At 70.2% G+C, this 13,896-nt stretch carries 13 protein-coding genes; 3 read left to right on the forward strand and 10 right to left on the reverse strand.

The annotated features are described in order from the left end of the window. Positions 1 to 175 precede the first annotated feature (175 nt). Together UC35_RS08390 and UC35_RS08395 are read right to left on the reverse strand one after the other, a co-directional pair. Positions 176 to 925 (reverse strand): metallophosphoesterase family protein, encoded by a 750-nt coding sequence (locus tag UC35_RS08390; RefSeq protein ID WP_061497983.1) that lies wholly within the window; start codon positions 923 to 925, stop codon positions 176 to 178. A 36-nt stretch (positions 926 to 961) separates the two neighbouring features. Beyond that, positions 962 to 1,897, reverse strand: a complete 936-nt coding sequence (locus UC35_RS08395) for a LysR substrate-binding domain-containing protein (RefSeq protein ID WP_061497985.1) — start codon at positions 1,895 to 1,897, stop codon at positions 962 to 964. A 96-nt stretch (positions 1,898 to 1,993) separates the two neighbouring features. Between UC35_RS08395 and UC35_RS08400 the strand changes: the two genes are divergently transcribed. Then, a complete protein-coding gene (locus UC35_RS08400; protein WP_061497987.1) occupies positions 1,994 to 3,172 on the forward strand; it encodes an acyl-CoA dehydrogenase in 1,179 nt (392 codons plus the stop codon). 31 nt (positions 3,173 to 3,203) lie between these two features. Here UC35_RS08400 and UC35_RS08405 read toward each other — a convergent pair whose 3' ends face one another. From UC35_RS08405 to UC35_RS08420, 4 genes are all read right to left on the reverse strand, one after another. Next, complete coding sequence (locus tag UC35_RS08405; RefSeq protein ID WP_061497989.1) at positions 3,204 to 4,292, reverse strand: DUF2855 family protein; 1,089 nt, start codon at positions 4,290 to 4,292, stop codon at positions 3,204 to 3,206. Positions 4,293 to 4,332: 40 nt separating this feature from the next. Then, positions 4,333 to 4,749, reverse strand: coding sequence for an organic hydroperoxide resistance protein (locus tag UC35_RS08410; protein ID WP_061497991.1), 417 nt, complete (start codon positions 4,747 to 4,749; stop codon positions 4,333 to 4,335). A gap of 46 nt (positions 4,750 to 4,795) precedes the next feature. Next, positions 4,796 to 5,242, reverse strand: coding sequence for a MarR family winged helix-turn-helix transcriptional regulator (locus UC35_RS08415; RefSeq protein WP_061497992.1), 447 nt, complete (start codon positions 5,240 to 5,242; stop codon positions 4,796 to 4,798). A gap of 83 nt (positions 5,243 to 5,325) precedes the next feature. Then, on the reverse strand, positions 5,326 to 6,135 hold the full coding sequence (locus UC35_RS08420) for a crotonase/enoyl-CoA hydratase family protein (protein WP_061497994.1): 810 nt from the start codon (positions 6,133 to 6,135) through the stop codon (positions 5,326 to 5,328). Between the two features lie 116 nt (positions 6,136 to 6,251). Here UC35_RS08420 and UC35_RS08425 point away from each other — a divergent pair, with 116 nt between their 5' ends. Together UC35_RS08425 and UC35_RS08430 are read left to right on the forward strand one after the other, a co-directional pair. After that, positions 6,252 to 7,901 (forward strand): GMC family oxidoreductase, encoded by a 1,650-nt coding sequence (locus UC35_RS08425; RefSeq protein ID WP_061497997.1) that lies wholly within the window; start codon positions 6,252 to 6,254, stop codon positions 7,899 to 7,901. Positions 7,902 to 8,036: 135 nt separating this feature from the next. Further along, entirely contained in the window at positions 8,037 to 8,756 is a 720-nt protein-coding gene (locus UC35_RS08430) for a hemerythrin domain-containing protein (RefSeq protein WP_061497999.1), read from the forward strand. A gap of 63 nt (positions 8,757 to 8,819) precedes the next feature. On the opposite strand, the gene UC35_RS08435 is transcribed toward UC35_RS08430, so the two are convergent. From UC35_RS08435 to UC35_RS08450, 4 genes are all read right to left on the reverse strand, one after another. Continuing rightward, complete coding sequence (locus UC35_RS08435; RefSeq protein WP_061498001.1) at positions 8,820 to 11,144, reverse strand: xanthine dehydrogenase family protein molybdopterin-binding subunit; 2,325 nt, start codon at positions 11,142 to 11,144, stop codon at positions 8,820 to 8,822. A 74-nt stretch (positions 11,145 to 11,218) separates the two neighbouring features. After that, complete coding sequence (locus tag UC35_RS08440) at positions 11,219 to 12,556, reverse strand: GAF domain-containing protein (protein ID WP_061498003.1); 1,338 nt, start codon at positions 12,554 to 12,556, stop codon at positions 11,219 to 11,221. Continuing rightward, positions 12,553 to 13,041, reverse strand: coding sequence for a hypothetical protein (locus UC35_RS08445; protein WP_061498004.1), 489 nt, complete (start codon positions 13,039 to 13,041; stop codon positions 12,553 to 12,555). The genes UC35_RS08440 and UC35_RS08445 overlap by 4 nt, the downstream gene beginning before the upstream one ends. After that, complete coding sequence (locus UC35_RS08450) at positions 13,038 to 13,850, reverse strand: ABC transporter permease (protein ID WP_061498006.1); 813 nt, start codon at positions 13,848 to 13,850, stop codon at positions 13,038 to 13,040. Before UC35_RS08450 ends, UC35_RS08445 begins: the two co-directional genes overlap by 4 nt. Positions 13,851 to 13,896 lie beyond the last annotated feature (46 nt).

Below are 13,896 nucleotides of genomic sequence, written 5' to 3' on the forward strand. Positions count from 1 at the left end.
AACGAGGCCGCAACGACGCCCTGCGGCCTGCCAGCCACCGGCCCGAAGGGTGACCCAGGAAACGGGCGCCCTCCGCGTTGCAAATGCTCGCCGGGGCCCCACCCCGGCTGTGCTTTGCGCCTTAATGGCGCCCGTTTCCTGGGTCACGCGAGCCCTCCCATAGCGTTAACAGGCCCTACTGCCCGATGCCCAGGCGCACCGCGTTGAACGCCGGCAGGCCGGCGTGCACGATCGCCGTGGCGGCCGCGCGCCAGTCGTACGGCACGCGCAGGAAAGTCAATTGCAGCGCCGCGACGTCGAGCATGGCGTACATCGCGTCGGCGTTGCCGTCGCGCGGCTGTCCGACCGAACCGATGGTGGCCAGCCACTGCCGGTGCGCCGGCACCGGCAGCGCCACCCCCGGCGTGGGCTCGAAGGCCATGGTGCGTCCGGCAGCGCCGGTGTAGAACAGGCGCTGCTCGTGCACATGGCCGCAGAACACATGGGTCGCCTGCTGGGCCTGCGCCGCGGTCATGCTCTCGGTGGCCTCGGCCGGGCGCGTGATGTAGGTCCAGCGCTCGGGTTCCACCGCGCTCGCGTGGACCAGCAGCAACTTGCCGTGGCGCACCACCAGCGGCAGGTCGGCGAGGAAGGCACGGTGCTGGCGGCCCAGCCGGCCATGGGACCAGCGCCCGCCCACCTGGTCGGCGCGCTGGCTGCCCGGCTGCGGGTTCACCGCCGCGTCGTCATGGTTGCCCTTGACCACCCAGGCGCCCTGCTGCGCCAAGGTCATCACGATGTCCAGCACCGGCGCCGGGTCGGCGCCGTAGCCCACCAGGTCGCCGAGAAAGGCGTAGTGGGTGGCGCCGCGCGCACGCGCGTCCGCCAGGCAGGCTTCGAGCGCCTGGAGGTTGGCATGCAGGTCCGACAGCAGCGCGAGCTTCATGGGGCAATGGTCGAATCATCCCTCATCGCGCTGGCCCTAGGAGGGCCGAGTTTTGCGGGCGGGGCGACCGTCCGGCGGGCTGGAGGCATACAGCTCGGCCTCGGTCGCCAGCCATTTCCCGAATGCCACCAGTTCCGCGCGGGCCGCGTCCTGCTGCGGATAACTCAGGTAGTAACTGCGTCCGCTCAGGAACACCGGACCTGCGCTGACCAGCACGCCCTTGCGCATCTCGTCCTCGACGAAGAACTGCGGCACCAGGGCCGCGCCCATGCCATGGAGGGCGGCCTGCACGACCATGGAGAACAGTTCCATGCGCGGGCCGGACAAGGCGTGCTCCGGGGCCAGGCCCTGCGCCTGGAACCACTCGCGCCAGGCATAGGGCCGGGTGCTCATTTGGATAAGGGGCAGCTCGGCGACCTGGGCGGCCGTCAGGCGCCGCCGGGCGCCTGCCAGCCGGGGCGCGCAGACCACCCGCATCGGCTCGGGCATCAGCCGGACCGCCGTGGTGCCGGGCCAGGGCGTCGCCCCGGCGTAGATGGCCGCGTCCAGCTTTTCCTCCTCGAACAGGAAGGGACGCGAGCGGGCGTGCAGGTGGATCGTCAGCTGCGGCTGCAGCTGGCGGAAGCGGGCGAGGCGCGGCAGCAGCCAGTGCGTGGCGAAGGTGGGGACGACCCCCAGGTCGAGCGAGCCGGCGCCGCCCGCCCGCGCCATCAGGTCGAGCGTATCCCGCTCCACATCGTCCAGCCGGTTGCGGATGGTGCGGCTGTAGTGCTGCCCGGATTCGGTCAGCACGACGCCGCGCTTGGTGCGGCGAAACAGCTTCACGCCGAGCTGTGCCTCCAGGTTCGCCACCTGCCGGCCGACCGCGCTTTGCGTCAGGGCGAGCTCTTCACCGGCCAGCGTGAAGCTCTGGTGCCGGGCCGCCGCCTCGAAGGCGGCGAGGGCCATGGTGGAAGGAATCTTGCGGCGCATTCAACAAGTGCGTTTTCCGCACATCTTGGGGAAAAAGAATCGTTTGTCAATGCGCCGGTGCCGGCGGATAGTTGGACGCTACACAGGAGATTTCCCATGGCCGCCAAGGCAAGCTTCAACTGGGCCGACCCCTTGCTGCTGGACCAGCAGCTGACCGGCGACGAGCGCGCGGTGCGTGACGCCGCCGCGTCCTATTGCCAGGAGCAACTCGCTCCGCGCGTGCTCGAGGCCTTCCGCCACGAGACCACCGACGCCGCCATCTTCCGCGAGATGGGCGCGCTCGGGCTGCTGGGCGCCACCATCCCCGAGCAGTACGGCGGAGCGGGGCTGAACTACGTGTGCTACGGCTTGATCGCCCGTGAGGTCGAGCGCATCGACTCCGGCTACCGCTCGATGATGAGCGTGCAGTCCTCGCTGGTGATGGTGCCGATCTTCGAGTTCGGCAACGAGCAGACCAGGCGCAAGTACCTGCCCAAGCTGGCCAGCGGCGGGTGGATCGGCTGCTTTGGCCTGACCGAGCCCAACCACGGCTCCGATCCCGGCAGCATGGTCAGCCGTGCCCGCAAGGTCGACGGCGGCTACAAGCTCTCGGGCAGCAAGATGTGGATCACCAACTCGCCGATCGCCGACGTGTTCGTGGTCTGGGCCAAGGACGACGAAGGGGCGATCCGCGGCTTCGTGCTGGAAAAGGGCTGGAAGGGACTGACCGCGCCCAAGATCCAGGGCAAGGTGGGTCTGCGCGCCTCGATCACCGGCGAAGTGGTGATGGACGAGGTGTTCTGCCCCGAGGAGAACGCCTTCCCCGAGGTGCGCGGCCTGAAAGGGCCCTTCACCTGCCTCAACTCAGCGCGCTACGGCATCGCCTGGGGCGCCCTGGGTGCGGCCGAAGACTGCTGGCACCGCGCACGCCAGTACACCCTGGACCGCAAGCAGTTCGGCAAGCCGCTGGCGGCCAACCAGCTGGTGCAGAAGAAGCTGGCCGACATGCAGACCGAGATCACGCTGGGCCTGCAGGGCTGCCTGCGGCTGGGGCGCATGAAGGACGAGGGCACGGCGGCGGTGGAGATCACCTCGATCATGAAGCGCAACTCCTGCGGCAAGGCGCTGGAGATCGCCCGCACGGCACGCGACATGCTGGGCGGCAACGGCATCAGCGACGAATTCGGCGTGGCACGCCACCTGGTCAACCTGGAGGTGGTCAACACCTACGAAGGCACGCACGACGTGCATGCGCTGATCCTGGGCCGGGCGCAAACGGGGATCAGCGCGTTCTGAGCGTGCGCCCCGGAGACCGGTGCGCGCGGCTTCAGTTCAGGGAAAGAATGTGGCCCTGGCGTGGATCGCCGCGGCCAGCCAGCACCTGCGCATAGGCCGCCTGCACCGCCTCCGGGCCGCGATGGTGCGCAACCAGCAGCCAGGGCGCGCGCGCCTCGGTGACTACACGGGCAAAGTCCTGCCACGCGCCCACCAGCTTGCGGCCGAATTCCGCCGGCCCCCAATCGGCCTGCCGCTTCTTGGACTGCGCCGGCGCGAAGAACAGGGTGGCGCGCGGTCCGGGCAGGTCCTTCGCGCCGCCGAGCTGCTCGACATGCGTGCCGCCCACTGAGCAGCTGTACTTCAGCTGCGAGAAGCGTTCATGGATCTGGCGCCGCAGCGGCGCATCGCCGGCGAAATCGACGTAGACGCAGGGCGTGTTCGCATCGATCGCGCCCAGTTCCTCATAGCCCAGCACGCGGCCGTAGCAGCCCAGGCTGTCGCAGAAGGCGCGGTTGCGCGGCGAGGTGAGCCCCACCACCTCGATGCCGCCACGCTGCGCCAGCAGCCAGGCGGTGCCATAGGCGGTCTTGCTGGACGCGCTGGACAGCAGCACGGTGCCGGCGCCGAAGAAGCCGCTGTCGGCCAGGAAGTCGTCGATCAGCCAGGAGGTGACGAACAGGGGCCGCAGCAGCGCCTGGATGTCCTCGGTGTCCTGCGCGTAGAAGGGGTCGGTGCTGCTGCGCAAGTACCGGTTGTAGATCGCGTGCAGCGCGGCCCGGTGCGGCGCGCCGTCGGAAAAACCCGAGTCGTTGAGGCGCTCCGGCTGCAGCACCGCATGGCTGGCCATCGGCCAGTAGCCGTACAGCCGCTCGCCGACGGCCACGCCCGGGTGCGTCGACTGCACCACCTGCGCGAAGCCCCAGACCGGCACGATGCCCCAGCCGTCCTCGCCGCTCGGGAAGAACTGCCAGTAGCTCATGGCCTCGCCGAAGGCGGCGTAGGTGATGTTGTTGGCGGTCAGCGCGAACGAATCGATGCGCACTCGCACCTGGCCTTCGTTCAGCCGGACGTCTTCGGTGGTGCGAAGGCGCGCCGTTGCCAGCTGGTCCTGCCGCACGAGCAAGGTGGTGGTGACCATCGGCGCACGGTACCCGAAACCGCCGGCGCGTTCAACCAGCTCAGGCGACCGTCAGCTTCACGTCGATGTTGCCGCGGGTGGCGTTGGAGTACGGGCAGACCTGGTGCGCCGCATGCACCAGCGCCTCGGCCTGCGCGCGCTCCAGGCCCGGCAGGCTCACCTTGAGGCGGACGGCGATGCCGTAGCCGCTGGCGGTGGGCCCGAGGTCCACTTCCGCGTCGACCGCGACATCGGCGGGCACCGGCACCTTGACCCGGGGGCTCACCGCCTTGAGCGCGCCGATGAAGCAGGCCGAATAGCCCGCCGCGAACAGCTGTTCGGGATTGGTTCCGGAGCCGGCCGTGCCGGGCGGCGACAGCTTCACGTCGAGGCGGCCGTCGTCGGTGCGCGAAGCACCGTCACGCCCGCCGGTGGTGTGGGCACGCGCGGTGTACAGGACTTTGTCCAGCGTCTTCATGGTGATCCTTTCAGGAACAGAGAGGGGAAAAGCGGGAAGGGAAGTTTCAGGCGGCCAGCCGCTCGCGCAGGCCGCGCAGTTCGCGCGTCAGGCGGATGATCTCGGGCATGGTGCACTGGGTGGCTTCGACCATGGAGCCGGGCACCTTGCGGGCCCGCGCCTTGAGCCGGCGGCCGGCGGCGGTGAGGGAAATGTGCACGCGGCGCTCGTCCTGGGCGTCACGGGTGCGCGCCACCAGCCCAGCCGCTTCCAGGCGCTTGAGCAGCGGCGTCAGCGTGCCGGAGTCGAGCGACAGGCGCTCGCCCAGCTCCGAAACCGTCAGCTCGTCGCACTCCCACAGCGCCAGCATGGCCAGGTACTGCGGGTAGGTCAGGCCCAGCTCGTCGAGCAGCGGCTTGTACAGCTTGGTCATCGCCAGCGACGCCGAATACAGCGCGAAGCACAGCTGGTTGTCCAGCAGCAGGGCGTGGTCGGAGTCGGCGGGATGCGGCATGGGCTGAATTATAGCACTCAATTCAATTGCGTGCAATTCATTTGCCGCCGGCCACTCCGGGAGACGGATTGCGGGGATGGCCGTCAGCGCCCGCTGAACCTGGCCGAACGCTTCTCGACGAAGGAGCGCACGCCCTCGGCGGCGTCCTCGGTGTGGGACAGGCGCTGCTGCACCGCGATGAACTCCCGCATGGCCGCGATCGGCCCGGCCTCCACGGACTTGAGCGCATTCAGGCGCGTGGCCACCACCGCCAGCGGCGCCTGCGCGGCAATCGCCTCGGCGATCCGCAGGGCCTCCCCGAGCTCCTGGCCGGCGGGCACGAGCTTCTGCACGAAGTTCAGGCGCAGCGCTTCGGCGGCGCCGAACTCGTCGCCGGTGAGCAGGTGCAGCAGGGCGTTGCCCAGCCCGGCGCGTTGCGCCATGCGCAGGGTGGCGCCGCCGGTGGCCATGATCCCGCGCTTGACTTCCAGCTGGGAGAACCGGCAGTCGTCGGCGGCCACCACCACGTCGGCCGCCAGCATCAGCTCGATGCCCAGGGTGTAGGTGATGCCCTTGACGGCGACGACCATGGGTTTGGTGCGCCGGCGGTAGCCTGACGTGCCCAGGTCCATGGGTTCGACCAGCCCGGGCGGGATCGCCTTCTCGCCGCTGCGCATCAGCGGCGCGATGGTCGGCAGGTCCAGGCCCGCCGTGAAGTGCGGGCCGAAGGCGTGCAGCACGCCCACCCGCAACTGCGGATCGTCGTCCAGCCGGGTGTAGGCCTCGCCCAGTTCGCGGAACATGCGCGGCGTGAATCCGTTGTACTTGGCGGGCCGGTTGATGCCGATCAGCAGCAACTCGCCGCGCTGCTCGCAGCTGATGCAGCCTTCGGGAGGTGACGGTGGAGCTTGCATGTCCGAAGCCTGGAGATGATTAGACGGAGTCCACTATAGGTGTTGCCCTTGGTGCCGGCCGGATGGGCAGGCGGCGGCTTTCCCGGTATGGTTGTCCATCTTCTTCAGACCCATCCATGGTTGACTTCGACTACGTGATCGTGGGCGGCGGCTCCGCCGGCTGCGTGCTGGCCGCGCGCCTCTCGGAAGACCCGGGCGTGCAGGTCGCCCTGGTCGAAGCCGGGCCGCCCGACCGCAGCGTGCTGATCCATTGCCCGGCCGGCCTGGCGCTGCTGGCCAAGAACGGCCAGGCGAACTGGGCCTTCGAGACGGTGCCGCAGCCGGGCCTGGGCGGCCGCCGCGGCTACCAGCCGCGCGGCAAGGTGCTGGGGGGCTCCAGTTCGATCAACGCGATGATCTACGCGCGCGGGCACCACAGCGACTACGACGAATGGGCGGCCCAGGGCAACGAGGGCTGGAGCTGGCGCGAGGTGCTGCCTTACTTCAAGCGCGCCGAGCACAACGAGCGCGGCGCCGACGAGTGGCACGGCACCGGCGGCCCGCTGAACGTGATGGACCTGCGCAGCCCCAGCCGCTTCGCGCAGGTGTTCGTCGACGCCGGCGCGCAGGCCGGCTTGCCGGTCAACCGCGACTTCAACGGCGCCGAGCAGGAGGGTGTGGGCCTCTACCAGGTCACGCACAAGAACGGCGAGCGCTTCAGCGCCGCCAAGGCCTATGTCACGCCCAACCTCGGCCGCCCCAACCTGAAGGTGATCACCGAGGCCCACACCACGCGCGTGCGGCTGGAAGGGCGCCGCGCCACCGGCATCGAGTACCTGCAAGCCGGCGCGCGCCACCAGCTCCGGGCCGCGCGCGAAGTGATCCTGTCGGCCGGCGCGCTGATGTCGCCGCAGCTCCTGATGCTGTCGGGCATCGGCCCGGCGGCGCAGCTGCAGCAACACGGGATCGCCGTGGCGCACGACCTGCCCGGCGTCGGCGCCAACCTGCATGACCATGTGGACGTGGTGCTGGTGGTCGATGCGCCGCACCTGAAGGACCTGTTCGGCCTGTCGCTCAGCGGCCTAGTGCGCACCGTGCGCGGGATCTTCGAGTGGCGCGAGCGGCGCAGCGGCATGCTCACCAGCAACTTCGCCGAGGCCGGCGGCTTCGTGAAAAGCGCGCCGGGCGAAGCCATCCCGGACCTGCAGCTGCATTTCGTCGTCGCCAAGCTGGCCGACCATGGCCGCAAGACCATGCTCGGCCATGGCTACTCCTGCCATGTCTGCCTGCTGCGTCCGCTCAGCCGGGGCAGTGTGCGCCTGACCAGCGCCGACCCGATGGCGCCGCCCCTGATCGACCCCAACTTCCTGGGCGACGCGGACGACCTGCAGCGCCTGGTGCGCGGCTTCAAGCTGATGCGCAGGGTGCTCGCGCAGCCGGCGCTGGCGGGCCTGGGCGGGCGCGAGCTCAGCACTTCAGCCAGTGCGCAGAGCGACGCGGAGATCGTCCAGTTCATTCGCAGCCATGCCGACACCGTCTACCACCCGGTCGGCAGCTGCCGCATGGGCGCGGGCCCGATGGACGTGGTCGATGCGCGGCTGCGGGTGCGCGGCATCGCCGGGCTGCGCGTGGTCGATGCGTCCATCATGCCGCGCATCGTCAGCGGCAACACCAACGCCCCCACCATCATGATCGGTGAGAAGGCGGCCGACATGATCCGGCAGGACGCGCGCGGCAGGGCGGATGTGGTCCAGGGCGCGGCGGCAGAGGGTGCGCTGGCGGCCTGAGCGGCTGGCTTAAGGAAATTTGAGGGATTGCCTAAGCGATTCTTAGCGGCGCGCCCGCGCCCCGGTTTCTAGACTGCTTTCCAGGCGACGGCGCATGGGGCGCTCGCCACATGGCCTCCCTTGAAAGAGCTGGAAATGAAGATCGAAACCCAAGAGCTGCGCGAGGTCGCCGCCGCCGAGACCCCGCGCCTGGACCTGTATTCGGGCATCCACAAGGCGCTGCGCGCGCTGATGGCCGACACCCTGCTGGCCGTGGGCCGCATGGACCCGGCGGACGAGCAGGACGTCGGCCAGGCGAGCGCCCGCGTGGCCGAGCTGCTGGCGATGTGCCATTCGCACCTGGAGCACGAGAACGAGTTCGTGCACCGCGCGATGGAAGCGCGCGCGCCGGGTTCGACCGCGCAGGCCGAGCGCGACCATCGCGGGCACCTGAAGAGCCTGGCGGAGCTCACGCAGGCGGTCGAGGCGCTGCGGCTGGCGCCCGCCGCGCAGCGCGCCGGCATCGCGCAGGCCCTGTACCGGCAGCTCGCCCTGTTCGTGGCGGAGAACTTCGAACACATGAACGTCGAGGAAACCGCGCACAACGCGGTGCTCTGGGCCCGCTACACTGATGCCGAGCTGCAGGGCATCCACGACGCACTGGTGGCCTCGATCCCGCCGCAGGAGATGATGCTGGTGATGCGCTGGATGGTGCCGCAGCTGAACCCGGCCGAACGCGCCGGCATGCTGGGCGGGATGAAGGCCAACGCGCCGGCGGCGGCGTTCGAGGCAGTGCTGGACACGGTGCGGCCGCATCTGACGCCGCGCGAGTGGGACAAGCTGGCACGGGCGCTGGAATTGACGGCGGGGGAGTAGTCGCGGCCCAGCGCCCTCACCCCTACCCTCTCCCGGAGGGAGAGGGAGTACCCGCCCAGCCTATCAAGCGGTGAGGGCGGTCCAGACCTTGGGCGGCGTGAGCGGCATCTGCAGCTCGCGCGCCTGCTGCACGCGGCCGGCGCGGGCGAAGGCGTCGGCCACCGCGTTGACGATGCAGGGCGTGGCGCCGATGGTGCCGAGTTCGCCCACGCCCTTCACGCCCAGCGGGTTGTTGGTGCAGGGCACCGAGGTGTCCATCTCGTTGACCAGCTCGCAGGCGATGATGTCGGCGCGCGGCGCCGCGTAGTCCATCAGCGTGCCGGTGAGCAGCTGGCCGCTGTCGGCGTCGTAGACCACGCCTTCGCACAGGGCCTGGCCCATGCCCTGCACCACGCCGCCATCGAGCTGGCCGCGCACGATCATGGGGTTCACCACGCGGCCGACGTCGTTGACGCTGGCATAGCGCACCACCTGCACCTCGCCGGTGGCCGGATCGATCTCCACCTCGCTGGTGTGGCAGCCGTTGGGCCAGCTCGGCCCAGCCACCGCGCTGGTGCTCTCGACATGGATGCGCTGGCCGTCCTGCCGGGCCGCCAGCTCGAACAGGCCGATGCCGAGGTCCGTGCCCTTCACCATGAAGCGCCCGGCGCGGTAGTCGAGGTCGGCGGCAGCGGCTTCCAGCGCCCGCGCCGCCAGGGCGCGCGCCTGGTCCAGCGTCTTGTTCGAGCCGATGGCCAGCGCCGAGCCGCCGGTGAAAATGGAGCGCGAACCGGCGCTGCCGAAGCCGTCGCCGCGGTCGGTGTCGCCCAGCACCACCTTGACCTGCTCCAGCGGCACGCCGAACACATCGACCACCAGCTGCGCCAGCGTGGTGGCAATGCCCTGGCCCATCTGGTTGACCGCCGAGAACACCTCGATGATGCCGTCGGCGCGCACGGTGACGGTGACGCGCTCCTCGAGCACCATGCCGCCGGTCCATTCGAGGAAGGTGGCGATGCCCTGGCCGCGCAGCCGGCCCGCTGCCCGGCTGGCCGCGGCGCGCGCCTCGAAGCCCTGCCAGTCGGCCAGTGCCAACGTCTGGTCCATGATCTTCTCGAACGCACCGACGTCGTACTCCTGGCCCATGGGATTGCGGTAGGGCATCTGCGCCGGCTGGATGAAGTTGCGCCGCCGCAGCTCGACGCGGTCGATGCCGGTCTGGCGCGCCGCCTCGTCCATCAGGCGCTCCATGCTGTAGATCGCTTCGGGCCGGCCGGCGCCGCGGTACGGCCCGGTGGGCGCGCTATGGGTGAGCACCGCCTGCAGGTGGAAGTCGATCGCCGGCACGTGGTAGACGCTGGTCTGCACCCAGGGGCCGATCATCAGCTGGATCGCCACGCCGGCGCCGGTCGCGTAGGCGCCGACATTGGCGCGCGAGCGCAGCCGCAGGCCGAGGATCCGGCCGTCGGCATCGAGCGCCAGCTGCGCGTCGCTGCGCAGGTCGCGCCCGTGCGAGGTCGACAGGAACTCCTCGCTGCGCTCGGACACCCACTTGACCGGGCGCTTGAGCTGCCAGGCGGCCCAGGCGGCGGCCGCGTCCTCGGGGTACATGCCGGTCTTCATGCCGAAGCCGCCGCCGACGTCGCCGACAAGCACGCGCAGTTGCTCACGCTTCAGCCCCAGCACGTCCTGCAGGCTGTTGCGCACGCCCGAGGGCATCTGCGTGCTCATGCGCAGTGTCAGGCGCCCGTCATCGGCAATGAACGCCAGCACCGTGCGCGGCTCGATCGCCAGCGCCGCCAGCCGCTGGTTGACGATGGACAGCTGCACCACGTGGGCGGCGCGCGCGAAGGCCCGGTCACAGGCGCCGGCGTTGCCATGATGGGATTCGGCGCAGATGTTGTCCGGCGCCTCGGCGCACAGGGCCGGCGCCCCGGCCGCCGTGGCAGCGGCGACGGTAACCGCATGCGGCAGCGCTTCGTAGTCGATCGCGATCGCTTCCGCCGCATCCTTGGCCTGCTGCACGGTGTCGGCGACCACCGCCGCCACCGCCTCGCCCACGTAGCGCACCTGCCCCAGCGCCAGCACGCGGCGCGCCGGCGTGGCCCCGGGCGTGCTGTCGGGCCGCTTGAAGCCGGTGGTGCCGGCCAGGGGCTGCAGGCCATCGGCCTCGAGCTGCTCGCCGGTCAGCACCAGCCGCACGCCCGGCATGGCGCGCGCGGACCGGGTGTCGATCGACGCGATGCGCGCATGCGGATGCGGCGAGCGCAGGAACACGATGGACAGCTGGCCCTCGGGCACCACGTCGTCGGTGTACTGTCCCTCGCCGCGCAGCAGGCCATCGTCCTCGATGCGCCGCACCGATTGCCCGCTGCCGAAGCGCTGGGCCAAGTCTTCAGGTTGAGTCATCTTCAGGCACCGAAAAAATTCCACCTCACTGTGCCAGCAATCGGAAATGCCTGCGGGCAGCCGGCCCGGCGGACTCAGGCGACTTCGGTGAGGCTCACCGGCCGGGTCAGCGCCAGCCGGAAGCGGCCGCGCCCGGTCTTCTCGATGCGCAGGTGGGGCCCGTGCTCGTCCAGCCGCCGGCGCAGCAGCACCAGGCGCGCCTCCAGGTTGTCGCCGACGTCCGGCAGGCCGATCGCCGCATCGAGCCGCAGTTCGCGGTTGGAAAAGTCGCAGCGGCCCTGCGCGTGCTCCTTCAGCAGCTTCCACAGGATGGCGCCGGCCACCCCCTTGATCAGGTACTCGCCTCCGATGAAGATGCTGCCGTTGCTGGCGAAGCGCCGGACCTGCAGCGGCTCGCCGCTGGCGCTGGGGCGCGGCGGCGCGGCGGGCGCCGCCTCCGGCGCCTCGCTGCCGGCCTGCAGCAGGTCGATGGCAGCGCCCAGGTGGCCGGCCATCGCCACCAGCATGTCCTCGTCCTCGAAGCCGAACACCATGTCGCGCGGGCTTTCGACGAACAGCACGCCGAGCAGCCGGCCCGCCGACATCACCGGCACCGCCAGCTGGCTGTGCGGCTCCTTGAGCCCCGGGTAGGGGATCTCCGGTCCGGCCGCGGCGTCGGGCGCGCTGCCTTCGAGGCTGCTGCGCATGGCCTGGCTGTACAGGTAGGCGTTGGTCATGTGCATGATGCGCACCGGCGTGCGCTCGCGCGCGGCCATCCCGATCACCCCTTGCCCCAGGCCGATCTCCGAACCCACGCCCGAGGTCGGGTAGCCGCAGCTGGCCACCGTGTAGAGCCGCTGCCCGGCGCCGTCGAGCATCAGCACTATGGCGTGGCGCACCTCCATGAAGTCGGTGAGCGTCGCCAGCACCGCGTTGAGCGCTTCGTCCAGCGAGGTGCCGCGCGCCAGCCGCTCGCTGCAACGGCGCGCGGCAGCGAGCATGCCGCCGCGCGCCGGCGGCGCCGGCATCGGCTCGCCCGCCAGCGCCTCGATCCGTTCGACCGCGTAAATGTCGGAGCCGAGCAGGCGGAACACGTCCTGCATGCCGGTGTGCGAGGCGATGCCGGCCAGCTGCGCCTTCATGCCCTCGAACAGCGGCCCCTCGGTCTCGGTGCGCAGGTAGCGCAGGTGCAGCCGGTAGTACGCCGCCGTCTGCGGATGCAGCAGCAGCACCGTGGCGTACGGGTTGGCCAGGATGTTCTGCCGCGTCTTGTTGAAGAACTGGAAGGACAGCGCCACATGGCGCTCGTCCACGTAGTACACCTGAGAGATGTAGGCGACGTTGGGCGTGCCGTCGGCGGCGCAGGTGGCCATCACCGCGGGGATCACGCCCTCCAGGCAGGGCCGGATGTCGCACAGCTGCGGCCCGTTCACGGCTGGCCTCCCAGCGCGGCGCCGGCCTTGGGGCCCGGGGTCTGGTCGAAAGCCTGGTCCGGCGTGAAGCTGACCGCCACCAGGTCCTCGATGCGATGGGCAAGCATCGCGCGCGCCATGCGCGGGGCATGGCCGACCGACTGCACCGCGCGCTCCATGGAGGCGAGGTAGCGCGCCAGCACCGCCTCGTCGGCGGCCACGGCGTTGCGCAGGGTCGCGCGCGTTGCCTTGAGCTGCATCGCGCGGTGCGAGAGCGGCTCGCTGACCACCACCGCCACGTGGCCGTTGGCGCTGAGATCCAGCACCAGCTGGCCCGCCTGTTCGCGCGAGACGAACACGGTGATCCGACCGGCCGCCAGGTCCAGGTCCAGGCCCAATCCGCGCATCACGCTGGGGCGCATGCGTGCATCGCGCGAGGCGACGTGCACCGACACGCCGCGCCCCACCATGTCGACCAGCGCGGCCGGGATCGGCGGGACGCTCATGCCCGGAACCGCCGGCGGGTGAGCGCCAGCGCCACCCAGAATGCGCCCACCGCGTAGGCGGCCAGCACCAGCGCATGCCGCAGCGGCTGCGCCGGCCACTGGTCCATGAACATGGGCCGCACCAGCTCCACCGCGTTGGTCAGCGGCAGCCAGTCGGAGAACGCGCGCAGCGGCACCGGCAACTGATCGCGTGGAAAGAACACCCCGGACAGGAACATCATGGGCGTGAGGAACAGCGTGAAGTAGTAGGTGAAGAAATCGTAGTTCTTCGCCAGCGCATTGAAAATCAGGGCAATGCAGGAGAAGGCGATGCCCACGCCCAGCAGCACCGGCCAGGCGGCCAGCAGCTTGGGGCTGTGGCTGATGTCCAGCACCAGCATCACGCCCAGGATGGCGGTGACGGTGAACAGGGCCTTGAAGGCCGCCCACAGCATCTCGGCCAGCACGATGTTGTCCAGGTTGACCGGCGCGTTCATGATGCCGTCCCAGGTCTTTTGCACGTGCATGCGCGAGAACGCCGAGTACAGCGCCTCGAACGAGGCCGCATTCATCGCGCTCATGCAGATCGAGCCGCTGGCCAGGAACAGGATATAGGGCACCTCGACCCCGGCCAGGCGCACGCTGCCCACCAGCGCGCCCATGCCGTAGCCGAAGGCCACCAGCCACATCAGCGGCTCGGCGATGTTGCCCACCAGGCTGGGGATGGCCAGCTTGCGCCAGACCAGCAGGTTGCGCAGGAACACCGGCCACCAGCGCAGCGACAGGTCGGGGACGCGCCAGATGGAAGGGGCGATCAATACATCGTTCATGTCAGCCTCCGCAGGTCAGCCTCCGCCGAGCCGCCTCAAGGAGGCT

Origin of the sequence: Ramlibacter tataouinensis (assembly GCF_001580455.1) — a bacterium.
Lineage (GTDB): Bacteria > Pseudomonadota > Gammaproteobacteria > Burkholderiales > Burkholderiaceae_C > Ramlibacter > Ramlibacter tataouinensis_B.

Coding starts and splice junctions, on each gene's coding strand:
- UC35_RS08390 (WP_061497983.1), bottom strand. CDS start 925: ATGAAGCTCGCGCTGCTGTCGGACCTGCATGCCAACCTCCAGGCGCTC.
- UC35_RS08395 (WP_061497985.1), bottom strand. CDS start 1,897: ATGCGCCGCAAGATTCCTTCCACCATGGCCCTCGCCGCCTTCGAGGCG.
- UC35_RS08400 (WP_061497987.1), top strand. CDS start 1,994: ATGGCCGCCAAGGCAAGCTTCAACTGGGCCGACCCCTTGCTGCTGGAC.
- UC35_RS08405 (WP_061497989.1), bottom strand. CDS start 4,292: ATGGTCACCACCACCTTGCTCGTGCGGCAGGACCAGCTGGCAACGGCG.
- UC35_RS08410 (WP_061497991.1), bottom strand. CDS start 4,749: ATGAAGACGCTGGACAAAGTCCTGTACACCGCGCGTGCCCACACCACC.
- UC35_RS08415 (WP_061497992.1), bottom strand. CDS start 5,242: ATGCCGCATCCCGCCGACTCCGACCACGCCCTGCTGCTGGACAACCAG.
- UC35_RS08420 (WP_061497994.1), bottom strand. CDS start 6,135: ATGCAAGCTCCACCGTCACCTCCCGAAGGCTGCATCAGCTGCGAGCAG.
- UC35_RS08425 (WP_061497997.1), top strand. CDS start 6,252: ATGGTTGACTTCGACTACGTGATCGTGGGCGGCGGCTCCGCCGGCTGC.
- UC35_RS08430 (WP_061497999.1), top strand. CDS start 8,037: ATGAAGATCGAAACCCAAGAGCTGCGCGAGGTCGCCGCCGCCGAGACC.
- UC35_RS08435 (WP_061498001.1), bottom strand. CDS start 11,144: ATGACTCAACCTGAAGACTTGGCCCAGCGCTTCGGCAGCGGGCAATCG.
- UC35_RS08445 (WP_061498004.1), bottom strand. CDS start 13,041: ATGAGCGTCCCGCCGATCCCGGCCGCGCTGGTCGACATGGTGGGGCGC.
- UC35_RS08450 (WP_061498006.1), bottom strand. CDS start 13,850: ATGAACGATGTATTGATCGCCCCTTCCATCTGGCGCGTCCCCGACCTG.